This window comes from Thermobifida fusca YX (assembly GCF_000012405.1).
GTDB lineage: Bacteria > Actinomycetota > Actinomycetes > Streptosporangiales > Streptosporangiaceae > Thermobifida > Thermobifida fusca.
In genome coordinates this window covers 3,576,162-3,592,500 of record NC_007333.1, presented here as the reverse complement: position 1 = coordinate 3,592,500, position 16,339 = coordinate 3,576,162, and the positions used below count along the sequence as shown (strand labels likewise).

Here is a 16,339-nt window from a genome sequence, read left to right as displayed (position 1 = left end):
GCTTCTGATGCTAACCAGACTGGCGCTGCTCCTGTCCTTTGTGGGTGGGGGTGGTGTTGGTGTGGGGTCCAAGGGAGTAGTAGGTAAGTGATGGGGTGACGCAGGGGGGTAGCTCTACCGGGCGGTGGTTGTCCCGGGTCAAGCGTGTAGCCCGGAGCATAGGCAAATCCGTGCTCTGTTGTGGGTGAGGCGTGATGTCGAGGCGTTGAGCCGAAGTGAGTGATCCCGTACTGCCGAGAAAAGCCTCTAGCGAGTGTGTGGACGGCCCGTACCCTAAACCGACGCAGGTGGTCAGGTAGAGAATACCGAGGCGTTCGGGTGAACCGTGGTTAAGGAACTCGGCAAATTGTCCCCGTAACTTTGGGAGAAGGGGAGCCCTGTGCGGTGAAGGACCGTGCGTCTGGAGCTGTGTGGGGTCGCAGAGGCCAGGGGGAAGCGACTGTTTACTAAAAACACAGGTCCGTGCGAAGTCGTAAGACGCGGTATACGGACTGACGCCTGCCCGGTGCCGGAACGTTAAGAGGACCGGTTAGATGCCTTTTGGGTGTCGACGCTGGGAATCTAAGCGCCGGTAAACGGCGGTGGTAACTATAACCATCCTAAGGTAGCGAAATTCCTTGTCGGGTAAGTTCCGACCTGCACGAATGGCGTAACGACTTCCCCGCTGTCTCAACCACGGGCCCGGCGAAATTGCACTACGAGTAAAGATGCTCGTTTCGCGCAGCAGGACGGAAAGACCCCGGGACCTTTACTACAGCTTGACATTGGTGTTTGGGATGGCTTGTGTAGGATAGGTGGGAGCCTGTGAAGCCTGGACGCTAGTTCGGGTGGAGGCGTTGGTGAAATACCACTCTGGCTGTTTCGGGCATCTAACCTGGGACCGTGATCCGGTTCAGGGACAGTGTCTGGTGGGTAGTTTAACTGGGGCGGTTGCCTCCTAAAGGGTAACGGAGGCGCCCAAAGGTTCCCTCAGCCTGGTTGGCAATCAGGTGGTGAGTGTAAGTGCATAAGGGAGCTTGACTGTGAGACGGACGTGTCGAGCAGGTGCGAAAGCAGGGACTAGTGATCCGGCGTCGGCGTGTGGAAGCGGCGTCGCTCAACGGCTAAAAGGTACCCCGGGGATAACAGGCTGATCTTCCCCAAGAGTCCGTATCGACGGGATGGTTTGGCACCTCGATGTCGGCTCGTCGCATCCTGGGGCTGGAGTCGGTCCCAAGGGTTGGGCTGTTCGCCCATTAAAGCGGCACGCGAGCTGGGTTTAGAACGTCGTGAGACAGTTCGGTCCCTATCCGCTGCGCGCGTTGGAGACTTGAGAAGGGCTGTCCCTAGTACGAGAGGACCGGGACGGACGAACCTCTGGTGTGCCAGTTGTTCCGCCAGGAGCATGGCTGGTTGGCTACGTTCGGAAGGGATAACCGCTGAAAGCATCTAAGCGGGAAGCCTGCTTCAAGATGAGGTCTCCTGCCACCGTTGAGTGGGTAAGGCCCCCTAGAGATGATGGGGTTGATAGGCCGGATGTGGAAGCCCTGTGAGGGGTGGAGCTGACCGGTACTAATCGGCCGAGGGCTTGTCCACCACAGATACAGGACAGCTCGCACACACGAACACACACGCGTGAAGGTTTCCCCCATGACCTAGAGCCTGTGGGTTGTGGTTGGTGGGGGTGTGAGGGTTACGGCGGTCATAGCGGGCGGGGTCCACCCGGTCCCATTCCGAACCCGGTCGTTAAGCCGCCCAGCGCCGATGGTACTGCCCTGTGGTGGGGTGGGAGAGTAGGACACCGCCGTACACATGTGTGAGTGGGGGTGGAACAACCGTTCCACCCCCACTTTTCTCTGCGTTAAAACAAATACTGGACCTACAGAATTCGGCTTGCAGGACGAGGCAGGAGTTCCGCCGTCGCTGCACGGCCACAGGCCCCTGGGAAGAAAACTGGGGCGACGAGGGCTCAACAGGTCAACCTGCGCATGCGGACGGATCTGTTCCCGTTCCGCCGCCACGCTCGACCAGGCCGGCGTTCAGGACGCCTGGTGGTTGTCGAGTGTCTCCGAGCCAGCTCGGTGGAGAATCCCCGAACCACCGGTCTGCCCCCCAACCGGAATCGCAGGCCTCAACGAGAGACGGGCCACCCTAACTGGCGCTCATGTCTCTATGGGGAACGTTTCGATGGATGCGACCCGGGAAAAGAACCGACCACAAACCAAGAAAGGGGTGTCAATCCTCTTCGGAATCCACCCCCGCAGGCACCTCGAGCAACTGGCGCACCAGCGCTATGAACTCTTCATCGCTCATCGCAGCCCAGTCCACATGCTCGTTCATGATGACGCGGTTCCCCGAATGCAAGATCAATAAGCATGTGTCTGGCTGAGAAAATAAAAAGAACTGAGCGACGTTCTAGGACATCTCACCTCATTCTCGGGATTTACTGGTCTGACCTGCGAATACGGGCTCAAGCAGGGTCACATCCGCCGTTGGATGGCGGCACGGCACTCGGGGCAACGGCACCGCTTGTTGTAGCCGGTGACGGTACCGTGCGGCAGAGCAGGGTCACGTTCCGCCATGAGAGTGGCGTCGAGTTGGTCCCCGAACTCGCGGAGGACACGTGCCGCGGCGAACACGCGTTGTGGAGTCGTGCCCAATTCGCGTGCGGCGTCGTCGAGGTGAATCCCCTTGCGGAGCTTCGCAATCAGCCTGGAGCGCGTAGACGGGGGGAACTCCCTCTCCGTCGCCTCAATCACCTGCTCGACGTCATCAATGGGGTAATTCATCGGTTTCCTATGAGTGGACGGAAGCTTCGATGTCCTCCTGACTCAACCGCATCGTACGCGGTCTTCAGATCGAAATCATCGCTTTCTCCCTAAGGAGAGAGTGGCGAGCATAACCAATACGTTCCCTGACACAAAGATGAATATTTCTGGGAACGCATTGCCTGTAGCTCACCGTAGCGATTCCGGTTTATCGCGTCAGAGTTTGCGTGATTTCCCGGGGAAAACCGCGCAGCCTTCCTGCAGCTTCACTGCTTGGAACCGCCGGTGTACCGCTGGAAGTCTCAGGATTTGCCCGCGGGGCTGGACGCGGCATGCCTCAGGCCGGCAGAGTCGGCCACGAGCGCCTTCCCGAAGCGTGCCGGGTGCTTGAACAGGCCTGAGGCTCCGAAACCCTCGTGAAGCCACGCCTGGACAGCAGGGGAGGCGAGCCCGGTGCTCGCCGAGTACGACGTCGGGCCGCACTCCGACTCCTGCCGGAGCAGCGCCGCTGTGCTGCGTCGTGGGGCAGGCTGCCCGCACACCAGGGCATCCCGTGATGGACGGGGAGGAAAGCCGGAGGACACGGCAGCCAGATGTGAGTCAACCGGTATTTGGTGTCCTAGTGTGGCCAGGGGACGGTCGCAATCCCGGTCTCGTTTACCGGCTTTCGAAGACGATAATGAAAAAATCAAGGAGTGGCGGCAGGCGCGTCACCGTACGCTATTCAAGGTGACAGTGCTGTGAGGTTGCTAGGCTGCTGAAGAGCAACCCATAAAGCGCTGTAAAGACGCCTTAGGCCCGGTTTGGCGGACCCGTGGACGGGGACCGACCTGTCGGCTGTGACTCATCAGCCTGGCCTAGGGCTGTGCGTGAAGTCTCGTTCTCAACATCCCACAAGAAAGTAAAGGGGTCCTCACCGTGAACGTGAAGAAGATCCTCGTCCTGGTGCTGGTGGCCCTCGGAGCGTTCGCCATCTACCGCAAGATCCAGGCTGACCGCGCCGAGCTGGACCTCTGGACCGAGGCCACGGCGGCTAACGAGAGCTGAGCGGAGACATCACCGGACTCCACCGACAGAACCCTGGCGCTGTCCTCCGGTTGTTGGACCACCGGTTGCCCACCCGAGGCGAAAGAGCGGTATGCTCTTCAATCGTTGTTGTAGAAACATGCGACAATGAGTATGTGCCGAGGGGCCATAGCTCAGCTGGCAGAGCGCCGGTTTTGCATACCGGAGGTCAGGGGTTCGACTCCCCTTGGCTCCACAGCAGCAGATCAGAACTGGGACGGAGACCTCCCCGGAGGTCTCCGTTTCGCATGTCTAGGCCTCGGCACAGTGCCCTCAAGGGGCGCGTGAGGCCCAGCAGCGCCGCTCCTCTGCCCGTTTCACGGCCTTGGCCAAGCCACGTGCTCCTACAGGGGGTATGCGGTCTTCCTCTCTCACCGAGCCGGCTCCAAGCGTCTAAGGGAGTGGACACCGCCCATCCGCGGGGTCTTCGCGGGGCAGCAGTCCTCCCCTGCCCGCTGGGACGAGTCGCGGCCGCCAACGGCACAGCGGGGATAGGCGGCTGCTCGTCCTCGCCTGTGACGAAGACCCGGTGCGGAACCCGCGGCGTCGCGTGGAACGTTTCCTTGAGGGCGTGCGTCTGTTGGCCACAGGCGATACTTCTGATGAGCCGCCGGTGACAGAAGTGCGTATCAGGGGATTTTCAGGGAAATCCCGCTGGCGCAGAGTGCCGCATCCCCTGAACGATAGAAAGAGACACACAGACTTCACGCAGCGGAAGAACAGCCAGAGGACACCCATAGAGCGCGGCAGGGAGTGAACGTGGCCGTGAGCAATCCGACACCTCCAATCCCCTCTTATGGGGGACGCCCCGTCCCGCCGTCCCAGATGCGCGTTACCCATGCGGAACGTGACCGCATCGCGGAAATGCTCCGGGATGCGTACGCGGAAGGACAGCTCGACGAGGAGGAGCTCGACGAGCGGTTGAGCCGGGCGATGAAAGCGAAAACCCGGGGAGACTTGCAGCCGCTGGTCGCCGACCTGTCTCTTACCCCCGCTTCAGCGGCAGTCCCGCACCCCGTGCAGCAAGGGGAACCGACGAAGGAGGAGCGTCTCTGGGCGGCAGGCGGTCACCTGTCGGGGTACTTCCTCCCCGTCCTGGGCCCGCTGATCGTGATGCTGGTCAAAAACGGCTCCCCGTACGCGCGTACCCAGGCGATCCGAGCGCTCAACTACCACCTGAACTTGCTCATCGCCACCGTGCTGGCGCCGTTCGCTATCTTCCTGCTCGTCACGATCCCCATCTACCTTTTCTTGTTCCTGGGGTGGGTCTTCCTCCCGCTGGTCGGTGGGGTGGCCTCGCTGATCGGAAGCAACTGGAAGTATCCGCTCACCATCGACATCGTCAAAGAGCATCCCCGCCCCCCAGAAACGCCGCCGCTTCAGTGAAGGCAGTACGAACGCTGGGCCCCGCATCGTGCGGGGCCCAGCGTTCGTGGACGACACAGGGACGGTGGTTACTGTTTGATCTGGCTGTTCAACTCGCTCGAGGTGGACCCGGTGGCCGCAGCCTCGGGGGGTGCTGCGGTCTCAGCGGCTTCGGGGCTGTCCCAGAGCTTTCCACGGGTCTGGCGGGCTCGCGCAGCGAGCTGCTGGCGGGTCTGACGCACCTGCTCCCGGGCGTTCTCCAGGTAGGCGTGCCACTCGGCGTCCTGGGCGGCCTGGCGCAGCCGCAGCACGGCGTACACGGCGGCGAGGCCGAGGACTCCGGCACCGACGTAGACGAGCGCGCGCGGCAGCTTACGGCGCGGAGGGGCGGGGGCAGGGTCCACTTTCTGCGCGGCGGTGCTCAGCAGTTCGGCGACGCGGGGAGCCACGGTGTCCTCCACGCGCTGGGCCGCGCTATGGAGCCGGGGAGCGGTCCACCCTCGGGCCTGTTCAATGCGCTGGACTGCGGCCTCTTTGGCTTGCGCGGCGTAGGGGGCAAACCGTTCTGCCTGCTCCCGGGCTACCTCCTGTAGACGGCTCAGGGCCTCCTCGGCTCCCTTCTTGGTCTGTCCACGCTGCAACACGATCGACACGTGGTCCTCCTTTGGTTCGCAGGCTGCTCGGTGCCCTCCCCCCGAGCAGGACGTTCTATACCTGAGACGTCAGTCCCGAAGCTTTCGACTCGCCCGTTATCGGGGTGTTATCTCAACATACGTGGTTGATCGTGGCCAATCACGTGTTGAAGGTCGTGTCTGAAGTCTCTTTTTCCGCTGGCGGACCGGACGGGGCAGTAATGGGGGAGCTGAACGGGCGGTAACGTGTCAGGGGTAAGCATCCGCAACGGAAAGGTATTCGGGTGTCCGACACCAAGGAGCTCTTCGCTCGGCTGAACACCACCAAGGGCACGATTGTCGTCAGGCTCTTCCCCGACAAGGCGCCGGAGACGGTGGCGAACTTCGTCGGGCTCGCCGAGGGAACCAAACAGTGGGTGGACCCCCGCACGGGACGGCCGACGACGAGCAAGCTCTACGACGGCACGGTGTTTCACCGGGTCATCAAGGACTTCATGATCCAGGGCGGCGACCCGCTGGGTAATGGACGCGGTGGCCCCGGATACAAGTTCAACGATGAGATCCACCCGTCGTTGAAGTTCGACCGCCCTTACCTGCTGGCGATGGCGAACGCCGGCCCGAACAGCAACGGCTCCCAGTTCTTCATCACTGTGACGCCCACCGACTGGCTCAACGGCCGTCACACGATCTTCGGTGAGGTTGTCGAAGGCAGTGAGGTGGCTGTGGCGATCTCCGAGGTCGCCACCGACCAGATGGACAAGCCTTTGGAGCCGGTCGTCCTCGAGTCCGTCACGATCGAACGTAGGTAGGCGAAGCGGTATGAGCGCCTCTCCCAGTTCTGAACCGACGTCCCAGGCGGTCCCGGTCTGCTACCGACACCCAGGGCGCGAGACCTATGTCCGGTGCCGCCGGTGCAACCGGTACATCTGCCCGGACTGCATGCGGGAGGACTCGGTCGGGTTCCAGTGCGTGGAATGCGTCGCTGAGGGGAACCGGAGTGTGCGAGAGGCGCGCACCGTCTTCGGGGGCAGGATCATCGCCAAGCCCTATGTGACCTGGGCGCTGCTGGGGCTGATCGGTGCAGTGTTCGCGGCCCAGGTCGTGTCCTCGGGCGGTCTCGTCCGGCTCGGCACCACCGCTGATCCGCTCGTCTACGAGTTCGGGATGTGGGGCGGGGCGGTCCTGGCGTGGCACCAGTGGTACCGCCTGCTCACCGGGGTGTTCCTGCACGGCGGCCTCATGCACTTGGCGTTCAACGGGTTCGCGCTGTACGTGCTGGGGCCGCAGTTGGAGCGGTGGCTCGGCCACCTGCGTTACGCGGCACTGTGGGGAGTGAGCGCCCTCGGCGGGTCGGTGCTTGGACTGCTGGTGCAGCCGACAGTGATGTCGGTGGGGGCGTCTGGGGCGATCTTCGGACTGTTCGGCGCGGTCTTCGTGTTCGGTAAGCGGCTCAGGTTGGACACCCGGTTCATCCTGGGCCTGCTTGTCGCCAACCTGTTGATCACCTTCCTGGTGCCGGGGATTTCCTGGACCGCGCACATCGGCGGTCTCGTGAGCGGTCTGCTGCTGGGCTTGGGGTATGCCTACCTTCCGCCGAAGGCGGGCAGGGAGAGCAAGCCGTGGCAGCGCGCGCTCTGGCACGGAGGGGTCACCGTGGCCTACCTGGTGCTGCTGGGCGTCGCGATAGCGGTGGCACCGATCGCGTCGCTGGGGTGAGGCGCGGGCCGCCGGCTGGGGTTCGTCTTTGCGACGGTGTGGCCTGCTATGCCGGCTGTGCTGCCGGGAAATCCGTGTGGTGGCGCTGGAACCAGCCTGTGGATAACTCTGTGGATAACCTTGTGAATAAGTTGTGGATAAAGCTCACAATATCCCTGCTGAGCTGGGAAAACAGCGCCACTTATGTCCTGTGGACAATCAACGCCAGCGTGTGGAGACGATCAGCGCCATGATGATGCCGCTGAACCCGATAGCCAGGTTCCAGTTGGGCTGCTTCTCCAGGAACGAGACCGGGATGAAGTTGCCGATGATGTAGTAGGTCCCGATCCACAGGATGCCCAGGACGAAGAACGTCAGCATGACCGGGAGCACCCAGCGCCCGCCGATCTTCGGCTGGGGAGCCGTCGGGGGTGGCGTGTAAACAGCCTTCTTCTTGCGAACGCGAGACTTGGGCACGGTCGCTGCTCCAAATACAGGTGATCGAAAGATACTCCGAGACGGTACGCAGTCTACGGCACAACCGGACGTGCGGGCGAATACTTCTCACGACGGACCGTTATCGACGCTGGTGGGGGCCGTACGATCCGCGGATCGTACGGCCCCCCGGCGTCAGTGGTCAGTCTCCCTCACCGCGCCTGCTGAACGGGTTCCATTCCTCCATATCCGGCGGGAACGGTGGGAAGGGAGTCTCGTCGCCCGGCGAGCCCGGATCCGGCGGGGTCGGCGGCTCCGGTCGCTGCGGTTCCTTGGCGAAGGTCACCGTGACCGTGGTGCCGCGCTCCACCTTGGTGCCCGCCTGCGGAGACTGGGCGATCGCGGTCCCCGGGGTCGCGTCGCTGGTCTCCTGGGTCTGCGCCTCGAGGGTCAGACCCAGCTCGGCGAGCCGTTCCCGGGCCTGGTCCTCGTTCATGCCGGCGAGGCTCGGCACCTCGACCTTGGTGCTGGCCTTGGCGACCACCAGGTTGACCTTGGTCCCCGGCTCCACCTCGGTCCCCGCCTTGGGGTCGGTGGACAGCACGGTGCCTTGCGGCTCGTCAGACTCTTGGTGGGTGATCTCGCCGCGTGCCAGGCCGGCCCGGTTGATCTCCCCGAGCGCGTCCGCCTGGCTCATCCCCACCAGGTCAGGCATTTCAATCATCTCCGGTCCACCGGAGATGAGAATGGTGATCTCCGTGTCCGGCGGGACTGTCTCCCCGATCTCCGGGTCGGTGCCGACCACCTTTCCCTCTTCAATCTCGTTGCTCGGGGTCGGCTCGTCGGCGACTTCGATGTTCTCGAAGCCTTTCTCCTGCAGCGTCTCGGTGGCCTCCTCCACCGACATGCCCGCCACGTTGGGGATCGTGATGTTGTCGGTACCCGGGTTGAACAGCAGCCAGCCGAGGAACGCGGCGGCCGCCAGCACTGCGGTCCCCAAAAGCACCCACAGCACCTTGTTTCCGCTGCCGCGGCGACGGTCCTCGTCGTCGTACGGGTAGTCGTCGTAATCGTCGTAGCCGTCGTCCCGGGTGGGGGGAAGCGCGGTCGTCGCCCCGTCGTTCGCCGCGGAGAGCGCCATCGTGCTGGCCGCGGTCGGCATGCCTTGGAGGCCGCGCTGGATGTCGGCGCGCATCTCCTCCGCAGTCTGGTAGCGCTGCTCGCGGTCCTTGGCCATTGCGCGCAGCACGATCGCTTCGATCCACTCCGGGATCTCCGGGTCCAGCTCCGTCGGCGGGATCGGCTCCTCCCGCACGTGCTGGTAGGCGATAGACACCGGAGAGTCGCCCACGAACGGCGGACGGCCGGTCAGCAGCTCGTACAGCACGCAGCCGGTGGAGTAGATGTCGCTGCGGACGTCGACGCGCTCACCGCGTGCCTGCTCCGGGGAGAGGTACTGGGCGGTGCCGATGACCTGTGAGGTCTGCGTCATCGTGGCCTGGGCGTCGTTCATGGCCCGGGCGATGCCGAAGTCCATGACCTTGACCTCGGCCTGCCGGGTCAGCATGACGTTGGCCGGTTTGATGTCGCGGTGCACGATGCCTCGGGCATGGGCCGCCGCCAGGGCTCGGAGGATGCCGTCGGTGATCTCCAGCGTCCGCTCGGGCAGCAGACGCCGGTTGTCCTCGAGCAGCTCCTTGAGGGTGCGCCCGTCCACGTACTCCATGACGATGTACGGGATGGGTACGCCGTCGATCACGTCCTCGCCGGTGTCGTACACAGCGATGATCGACGGGTGGTTCAGAGAGGCAGCGGATTGCGCCTCCCTGCGGAAGCGGGCCTGGAAGGTGGGGTCCCGGGCGAGGTCTGAGCGCAGGGTCTTGACGGCCACCAGCCGGTCGAGACGGAGGTCACGGGCACGGAAGACCTCGGCCATGCCACCCCGCCCAACGGGGGCCTCAAGTTGGTAGCGGCCACCAAGGAGCCGTGGCTGAGACATGTCGTGAACTGTTCCTCACAGTCGTGAAAGGACCTGAGCGGCCGTCAGGGCGGCGTGGAGCCTCGCGACTCCTCACCGGTGCCTCCGGTGGGACCGCCCGGTGCCGCACCGCCGCCATCCGCGTCGTCCTCGTCCGAAGGGCCACCGGGTTCCTCCCCGGGATCGGGTGTGGAGTCGGCGCCGTCCCCGGGTGGGGAGGGGTACTCGGACTGTGGAGGCGTCGTTGGTTCTGGGTGCGGGGCCGGCGAGTAGCTCTCCTCCGGCTCGTCGTTGAGCGGGGGAAGCTGACCGCCGGGATTGTCTGGGACAGGGGTCTGCGAGTCGGTCGTTATGTTCTCTGTTGTGTCGGGGGATCGAGAGAGTGTCGGGACGACCGACCGATGACTGGTTGGAGTCCCATTGGTACCAGGTTCCTTCCCCAGCAGCCCGACCAGGAAGATCCCCACCGCGACAGCTCCGACGGTTGCGATCAGAGCGAACACGACGGGTAGGTTCAGGCGGCTGTTCGGTGCTGCAGATCTCTCGGCAACTCTATCCGAGTCCTTGCCTTGCGGGGGAGGCCACGTCTGAGCTTGAGCGCCCGAATGCGGGCCGTCAACGGGGGTGCTGTCCCCGGTAGGAGGGCCGGGCTGGGCGGGGACCACTGCGGTGGCCGCCGTGGCCGACACCAGTCCTAGCGCCTCGGTGGCGTCTCCTCCGTTGAGTGCGGCGCGGAGCCGCTGGGCCCACTGGGATACTTCGGCAGCAGACGAGGGGCGCTCCTGCGGGTCTTTGGCCAGCATGCACTCCACTAGTTCCCGCACCGCGGGCGGCACGCTGTCCGGCAGGGGCGGGGGAGGCTCCCGGGAGTGGGCGAGTGCCAGCGCCAGCGGAGTGTCCGCGGTGAAGGGCGGGTGGCCCGCCAGGCACTCGTAGGCGACGATGCCCAGCGCGTAGATGTCCGACAGCGGACTGGCGGGTTTTCCCGATACCTGCTCCGGGGAGATGTACTGGGCAGTGCCCATCACCATGCCGGTCTGGGTGAGGGTCACTGACTCGTTGCCGCGGGCAATACCGAAGTCGGTGAGCTTCACCGTGCCGTCTTCGGTCACCAGCAGGTTGCCCGGTTTGATGTCGCGGTGGATGACCCCGTTGGCGTGGGCGGCGGACAGCGCCTGGGCGGCTTGGTCCACCACGTCCAGGGTGATGTCGGGGTCGAGGCCTGGGTTGCGTTTGATGATGGCGGACAGCGACTCCCCCGTGATCAGCTCCATGACCAGGAAGGAGAAGCCGTCCTGTTCGCCGTAGTCGTAGACCTGGGCGATGTTCGGGTGCGACAGCGCCGCAGTGATCTGCGCTTCGGTGCGGAAGCGCTGTTGTGAGACCGGGTCACTGACCTGGGCAAGGTGCAGGAGCTTCACTGCCACGGGGCGGCTGAGCAGTATGTCGGTGGCCCGCCACACTTCGCCCATGCCGCCCACGCCGATGCGCTCGTCGAGGCGGTACCGGTCGACCAGTACCACCCCGGCCCGTGAACCAAGTCCGCGCTCAGGGGTCTCACTCACCGTTGATCACTGCTTCCATGATCGCTTTGGCTACCGGAGCCGCCAGAGTGCCACCGCTGGCGTTACCGCGCTCGATGACGACCGCCACCGCGACCTGGGGGTCGTCAGCGGGAGCGAAGGAGATGAACCAGTTGTGGGTGTCGCCGTCGCCGACCTCAGCGGTACCGGTTTTCCCCGCTACTTGGATACCGGGGATCGCCGCGGTTTTGCCACTGCCTTCGTCTCCTTCAGTGACCAGGATCATGGCCTGGGTGAGCTGTTCGGCAGTGTTGGCGCTGATTGCTTCGCTGAGCACCTTGGGGGTGGTGGACTCGATCTCGGACATGTCCGGTCCGAGAATCTCTTGGACGAGGTAGGGCTGCATGAGGGTGCCGTCGTTGGCCACCGCGGCTGCGACCATCGCCATCTGCAGCGGGGTGGCCTGCAACTGGCCTTGCCCGATGCCCATCTGGGCGCGCAGGTTGTCGTCGGGCTCCAGCGGTGCGGAGCTTTCCGTCACCCGGACGGGGATGTCCATCGGGCCGGAGTTGAACCCGAAAGCGGTGGCCTGCTCGTGCAGGGCTTCAGCGCCCAGTTCGATGGCCCAGTTCGCCATCGAGGTGTTGCAGGAGATCTCGATCGAGTGCGCGATCGAGTCGGGTGCCCCGCCGTTGCACGGGCCGCTGAACGCGTTCGGGAGCTGGCTGCCGCCGATCTGGATCGACGCGGGCGCGTCAATAGTGGATTCGATGGTGTGGCCGTTTTCCAGGGCCGTGGCGGCGGTGACGATCTTGAACGTGGAGCCGGGCGGGTAGAGCTCGTTGAAGGCCCGGTTGAGCAGGGGCTGGTTCTTGTCGTCGGCCAGCTTGTTCCAGTTCTCCACCGAGGTGTTGACGTCGCTCAGGTCAGCGACCGAGTTCGGGTCGTAGGTGGGGATGGAGGCCGCGGCCAGCACCGCGCCGGTCTTCGGGTCGAGGGCGACGGCTGCTCCCCGGCCGTTGGTGGCGTACGCCTTCAGCCCTTCCAGGGCTGCCCGCTGGGCGTCCGGGTTGAGGGTGAGGACGACGGAAGCACCCTGGGGCTCGGTTCCGGTCAGCATGTCCAGGAAGTTGCGGACCATGAGGCTTTCGTCGGAACCGTCGAGGTAGGAGTTGTGGGTCTGTTCGATACCGAAGTTCCCCATCGGGTTGAACACGCCCACCGGGTGCGCGTACAGCTCCCCTTCAGGGTACTCGCGCTGGTAGTACTCCCCGTCCTCGTTGTAGGTGGAGGTGGCGATCTGTTCGTTGCCCACCACGATTGGGCCGCGCGGCAGGGAGGTCCGTTCGGCGACGTCGCGCCGGTTGAACTCGTGCTCGCGGAGCCAATCGGCTTGGAACGCCTGGATCCAGGTGGTGTTCAGCAGCAGCACCCCGAACAAGGCCAGGGAGAACACCGCGAGTCTGCGAATGGGCTTGTTCATCGGGAGATCACCTGGGTCGCACCCTCGTCCTGGATGGCCACGGGGGCCGGTTTGCGGGCGTTGTTGCTCATCCGGACCAGTAGGGCGAGCATGATCCAGCTAGACAGCAGGGCTGAACCACCCTTGGCCACGAAGGGGATGGTGGCACCGGTCATCGGGATGACGCGGGTGACGCCGCCGATGACCACGAAGCTCTGGAAAGCGATGAGGAAGGAGATGCCCGAGGCGAACATTTTGACGAACAGCTCTCGGGAGGCGAGGGCGATGCGCATGCCGCGCTGGGCGAGCAGGGCCAGCGCCAGCAGCATCACCATGAGACCGGTGAGCCCGAGCTCCTCGCCGAAGGCGCTGAAGATGAAGTCGTTCTGCACTTCGGGGACGTGGCCGGGCTTGCCGCCGCCGAGTCCGGCGCCCAGGATGCCGCCCTCTCCCATGGCGAACAGGCCTTGGACGAGCTGCTGGCTGTTCTGCCCGGCTTGCACGCAGAAAGCGTCGGCGTTGTTGGCGATGACCTCGTCGGTGCAGAACACTTCGGGGTTGAAGGCGTCCAGCCAGGTGACCACGCGGGTGCGGAAGTGGGGGACCAGCGGGTACAGCATGACGCAGGCCCCGAAGAACGCGGTCAGGCCCAGGATGATCCACGAGGAGCGCTGCGTGGCCACGTAGATCATGGCGAGGAAGGTGCCGAACAGCAGCAGCGAGGTGCCCAGGTCGTTCATGAGGATGACCAGGACGATGATGCAGAAGCCCCACATGACTGCCATCGGCGCCGTGTCGCGCATCCGGGGCAGGTCGAGCACTTTGACCCGGCCGATTTTCAGCGGCTTGCTGACCAGTGAGAGCACGTCGCGCTTGGTGACCATGTAGCCGGAGAGGAAGATGACCAGCGCGATCTTGGCGAACTCGGACGGCTGGAGGCTGGTGATCCCCAGGTTGATCCACTGGCGGGCACCGTTGATGGTCATGCCCAGGCCGGGGATGAGGGGGAGCAGGAGCAGGAACACCGCGGTGAGCGCCGTGATGTAGGGGTAGCGCTGCAGGACGCGGGGTTCTTTGAGGAAGTACACGATCGCCGCGAAGACGACCAGGCTGGCAGCGGTGAGGATCAACTGGTCCATCGCGCTGCCTCGCGAAGTGTCGCCCGTGGCTTCGAACAGGCGCCACAGCATGGCGATGCCCAGTCCGTTGAGCAGGGTGGCCAGCGGGAGCAGCAGCGGGTCGGCGTAGGGGGCGAAGAACCGGATGAAGACGTGCGCGAGCAGCGCCAGCCCGCCGAACAGCCCGCCGTACAGGAAGAGGTTCGGCGGCATTTCACCGTTGCGGGTCAGGCTGGCTTCAATGAGCGCGAACAGCGTGATGCCGATCGCGAACAGCAGCATGACCAGTTCGGCGTTGCGCCGTTTGACCGGCGGCAGCGCGGCCGACAGTGCCTCGCTCATTGCTGGCCTCCATTGCCCTGCGCGTCGTTCGCCCGCTGCTCCGCGTCGGTGGCGGGGGTGGGGGCGGAGGGTCCTCCTGCTGGTGTGTCCGTCGTCGTGCCCCGGCTGGGGGTGACCGGCGGCTGGGGGTCGTCGTCGGCGTCGTCGAGGCCGCAGGAGGCAGGGTCACGCTGGCAGTTTTCGAAGGTCTCCCGTAGGGCAGCGACCCGCTCTTCGGCCTCGCTGAGGCTGTCGACGGTGATACTGCGCTCAACCGACTCGCGTTCGGTGACGGGGAGCCCGTCGAGGGGGATGCCGGTGCGCTGCAGTTCAGTAGCCAGGCTATAGCCCGCGATGTCGGTGTTGATGCCTTGGTAGATGGCGACTTCGCCGTCGGGGCTCGCCCCCACGAAGTACTGGCTGAGGAGGAATTGGCGGCCGAAGTAGAAGCCCACGCCGGCCACGACGGCCACGATGATGAGGAAAGTGACCACCATCGGCCACCAGCGGCGGGTGCGGGGCGGTTCGAAGTCGTCTTCCTCCGGTTCGTAGGGGGGGATGCGCTCCATTTCGGCGGTGTCGCCAGCGTTGGCGGTGGTGGCGCGGGCGAGTTCCTGGGCGCGTCCCGCAGGGGTGTCAGAGGGGGTGAAGAAGGGTTCGCGGCGTTGGCTTGCCGCGCCAACCACGGTGGGGGTAGCGGTGGGCCCCACCGGGTCGATGGCGGTGTCGATGACGTCGGCGACGACCGCGGTGATGTTGTCGGGTCCGCCGCCGCGGCGGGCGAGTTCGATGAGGCGGGACGCCGCATCTGCGGGGGTGGGAGCGCTGGCGAGGGTTTCGTGGATTGTTTCTTTGCTCACCACACCCGACAGGCCGTCGGAGCAGAGGAGGTAGCGGTCGCCGACTTCGGCTTTCCACACGGAGACGTCCGGGTCGACGCGGCCTTGGCCTTGGATGGCGCGGAGGAGGAGGGAGCGTTGGGGGTGGGTGGCGACCTCGTCCTCGGTGATCTTGCCTTCGTCGACCAGGGTCTGCACGAGGGTGTGGTCGCTGGTGATCTGTTTGAGCTCGTTGTTGCGGAGCTGGTAGGCGCGGGAGTCGCCCACGTGAACGAGGACCATGCGGGAGCCTGACCACAGCATGGCGGTCAGGGTGGTGCCCATGTTTTCGAGGTGGGGCTCTTCGATGACCTTGCGGGCCAGTGCCTCGTTTGCTGCCGCGACAGCTTCCTGGAGGGCTTTGACCATCTCGCCGCTGGGGATGTCCTCGTCGAGAGGCATCAGCGAGTGCACGGCCAGGGAGCTGGCGATTTCGCCGCCCGCGTGACCTCCCATCCCGTCAGCCACGACCAGCAGGTTGGGGCCCGCGTAACCGGAGTCTTCGTTGCCCTCTCGCAGGCAGCCGACGTCGGAGTACGCCGCGTAGCGAAGTGCGATAGTCATTTGCGTAGTTCCAGAACGGTCTTGCCGATGCGAATGGGCTGTCCGATGGAGACGGGCTGGGGACGGGTCAGGCGGGACTGGCCGAGGTAGGTGCCGTTCGTTGAACCGAGGTCCTCGACGATCCAGCGGCCGTTGTCGGGGAAGAGCCGGGCGTGGCGACCTGAGGCGTAGTCATCGTTGATGACGAGCGTGGAGTCTTTGGCGCGGCCGATGATAATCGGCTGGGAGGTGAGGTCGATACTCGTCCCGGCGAGGGGGCCTTTGACGATCACGAGGGAGCGAGGTTCGTTGCGTCGCCTGCGTGCAGGGCGGGCAGGCCTGGGGCGTCCGGCCTCTCGGCCGCGGGCGGAGCTGCGTTTCTTGCTGGTGGCCGGGCCGAACAGGTCGGTGCGGATCACTCCCACCGCCATGATGATGAACAGCCACAGCACCGCGAGGAACGCGAGCTTGATCAACAAGAGAGTCAACTCGGACATTGCAGTGCTCTTCAGCCCCTGTCGTGCTCCGGCTGGGTCAGCGGTGATGGCTCCGCCAGCGCATGCTGTCGCGTTGAACC

13 protein-coding genes, 1 tRNA gene and 2 rRNA genes (1 of these 16 running past the window's edge) are annotated in these 16,339 nt (G+C 64.7%); 7 read left to right on the top strand and 9 right to left on the bottom strand.

Annotated elements, in window-relative coordinates:
- Positions 1-1,575: ribosomal RNA gene (locus TFU_RS15315) — 23S ribosomal RNA — on the top strand; it begins 1,530 nt to the left of the window's first position.
- A gap of 98 nt (positions 1,576-1,673) precedes the next feature.
- Positions 1,674-1,789: ribosomal RNA gene (gene rrf, locus TFU_RS15310) — 5S ribosomal RNA — on the top strand.
- Positions 1,790-2,459: 670 nt separating this feature from the next.
- Here rrf and TFU_RS15300 read toward each other — a convergent pair.
- Positions 2,460-2,768, bottom strand: coding sequence for a hypothetical protein (locus TFU_RS15300; RefSeq protein ID WP_011293491.1), 309 nt, complete (start codon positions 2,766-2,768; stop codon positions 2,460-2,462).
- A gap of 903 nt (positions 2,769-3,671) precedes the next feature.
- On the opposite strand from TFU_RS15300, the gene TFU_RS16390 reads away from it, so the two are divergent.
- The 3 genes from TFU_RS16390 to TFU_RS15290 all read left to right on the top strand — a co-directional run bounded on the left by TFU_RS16390 (position 3,672) and on the right by TFU_RS15290 (position 5,198).
- Positions 3,672-3,794, top strand: a complete 123-nt coding sequence (locus TFU_RS16390) for a DLW-39 family protein (protein WP_218016133.1) — start codon at positions 3,672-3,674, stop codon at positions 3,792-3,794.
- A gap of 141 nt (positions 3,795-3,935) precedes the next feature.
- Positions 3,936-4,008 (top strand) — tRNA-Ala (locus tag TFU_RS15295).
- 569 nt (positions 4,009-4,577) lie between these two features.
- Positions 4,578-5,198 carry a DUF1707 and DUF4870 domain-containing protein gene (locus TFU_RS15290; protein WP_227480952.1) on the top strand — a complete coding sequence of 207 codons (621 nt, stop codon included), beginning with the start codon at positions 4,578-4,580 and terminating at the stop codon, positions 5,196-5,198.
- A gap of 68 nt (positions 5,199-5,266) precedes the next feature.
- Here the strand turns inward: TFU_RS15290 and TFU_RS15285 are convergent, their stop codons facing one another.
- Positions 5,267-5,830: a hypothetical protein gene (locus TFU_RS15285; protein WP_011293487.1), complete on the bottom strand. Its 564-nt coding sequence runs from the start codon at positions 5,828-5,830 to the stop codon at positions 5,267-5,269.
- Between the two features lie 263 nt (positions 5,831-6,093).
- Between TFU_RS15285 and TFU_RS15280 the strand changes: the two genes are divergently transcribed.
- Together TFU_RS15280 and TFU_RS15275 are read left to right on the top strand one after the other, a co-directional pair.
- Positions 6,094-6,618, top strand: coding sequence for a peptidylprolyl isomerase (locus tag TFU_RS15280; protein ID WP_011293486.1), 525 nt, complete (start codon positions 6,094-6,096; stop codon positions 6,616-6,618).
- A 190-nt stretch (positions 6,619-6,808) separates the two neighbouring features.
- The gene (locus tag TFU_RS15275; RefSeq protein ID WP_338010685.1) at positions 6,809-7,525 is read left to right on the top strand and encodes a rhomboid family intramembrane serine protease; all 717 of its coding nucleotides are present in this window, start codon (positions 6,809-6,811) and stop codon (positions 7,523-7,525) included.
- Between the two features lie 198 nt (positions 7,526-7,723).
- Here the strand turns inward: TFU_RS15275 and TFU_RS15270 are convergent, their stop codons facing one another.
- From TFU_RS15270 to TFU_RS15240, 7 genes are all read right to left on the bottom strand, one after another.
- Entirely contained in the window at positions 7,724-7,981 is a 258-nt protein-coding gene (locus TFU_RS15270; protein WP_038042970.1) for a cell division protein CrgA, read from the bottom strand.
- A gap of 160 nt (positions 7,982-8,141) precedes the next feature.
- Positions 8,142-9,938, bottom strand: coding sequence for a Stk1 family PASTA domain-containing Ser/Thr kinase (gene pknB / locus TFU_RS15265; protein WP_011293483.1), 1,797 nt, complete (start codon positions 9,936-9,938; stop codon positions 8,142-8,144).
- A 44-nt stretch (positions 9,939-9,982) separates the two neighbouring features.
- Complete coding sequence (locus tag TFU_RS15260) at positions 9,983-11,482, bottom strand: serine/threonine-protein kinase (protein WP_011293482.1); 1,500 nt, start codon at positions 11,480-11,482, stop codon at positions 9,983-9,985.
- The gene (locus TFU_RS15255) at positions 11,475-12,923 is read right to left on the bottom strand and encodes a peptidoglycan D,D-transpeptidase FtsI family protein (protein ID WP_011293481.1); all 1,449 of its coding nucleotides are present in this window, start codon (positions 12,921-12,923) and stop codon (positions 11,475-11,477) included. The genes TFU_RS15260 and TFU_RS15255 overlap by 8 nt, the downstream gene beginning before the upstream one ends.
- Positions 12,920-14,362, bottom strand: a complete 1,443-nt coding sequence (locus TFU_RS15250; RefSeq protein WP_011293480.1) for an FtsW/RodA/SpoVE family cell cycle protein — start codon at positions 14,360-14,362, stop codon at positions 12,920-12,922. The genes TFU_RS15255 and TFU_RS15250 overlap by 4 nt, the downstream gene beginning before the upstream one ends.
- Complete coding sequence (locus TFU_RS15245; protein WP_011293479.1) at positions 14,359-15,783, bottom strand: Stp1/IreP family PP2C-type Ser/Thr phosphatase; 1,425 nt, start codon at positions 15,781-15,783, stop codon at positions 14,359-14,361. Before TFU_RS15245 ends, TFU_RS15250 begins: the two co-directional genes overlap by 4 nt.
- Positions 15,780-16,259 carry an FHA domain-containing protein FhaB/FipA gene (locus TFU_RS15240; RefSeq protein WP_011293478.1) on the bottom strand — a complete coding sequence of 160 codons (480 nt, stop codon included), beginning with the start codon at positions 16,257-16,259 and terminating at the stop codon, positions 15,780-15,782. The genes TFU_RS15245 and TFU_RS15240 overlap by 4 nt, the downstream gene beginning before the upstream one ends.
- Between the last annotated feature and the right edge of the window lie 80 nt (positions 16,260-16,339).

Bases quoted from the DNA above. Each gene is read 5' to 3' on its own strand.
- TFU_RS15300 (WP_011293491.1), bottom strand. From the start codon at position 2,768: ATGAATTACCCCATTGATGACGTCGAGCAGGTGATTGAGGCGACGGAG.
- pknB (WP_011293483.1), bottom strand. From the start codon at position 9,938: ATGTCTCAGCCACGGCTCCTTGGTGGCCGCTACCAACTTGAGGCCCCC.
- TFU_RS15250 (WP_011293480.1), bottom strand. From the start codon at position 14,362: ATGAGCGAGGCACTGTCGGCCGCGCTGCCGCCGGTCAAACGGCGCAAC.
- TFU_RS15255 (WP_011293481.1), bottom strand. From the start codon at position 12,923: ATGAACAAGCCCATTCGCAGACTCGCGGTGTTCTCCCTGGCCTTGTTC.
- TFU_RS15240 (WP_011293478.1), bottom strand. From the start codon at position 16,259: ATGTCCGAGTTGACTCTCTTGTTGATCAAGCTCGCGTTCCTCGCGGTG.
- TFU_RS15245 (WP_011293479.1), bottom strand. From the start codon at position 15,783: ATGACTATCGCACTTCGCTACGCGGCGTACTCCGACGTCGGCTGCCTG.